This window comes from Mesorhizobium sp. M7A.F.Ca.MR.148.00.0.0, from assembly GCF_003997735.1.
GTDB lineage: Bacteria > Pseudomonadota > Alphaproteobacteria > Rhizobiales > Rhizobiaceae > Mesorhizobium.
Map to the genome: position 1 here is coordinate 1 of NZ_RZTB01000626.1, position 253 is coordinate 253.

Genomic DNA, 253 nt, shown 5'->3' on the forward strand with positions numbered 1-253 from the left:
GCCGGCGATCAGCTTGTCGCGCACCGGGCGGCCGTTCACATAGGCATATTGCTGCAGCGCGTTGGCGCGGGTGAAAGAGGGGATCGATACGTGGCCGGTCAGATGCACGCCATCACGCGTCGCGTCGAGGGCAATGGAATTGTCCGGAAAGTCGGCTCCCATCACCTGGGCGACACGGCGCAGGCTGCCTGCCGCGCTGTCATCCGCCGCCGGCAATTCCAGCATAGAGCGGTCCGAGCCGGCCAGCGTGAAG

1 pseudogene is annotated in these 253 nt (G+C 66.4%); it reads right to left on the reverse strand.

The features are described from left to right. A pseudogene (locus EOB49_RS35585) lies at positions 1-253 on the reverse strand (DNA mismatch repair protein MutL); the annotation flags it as partial.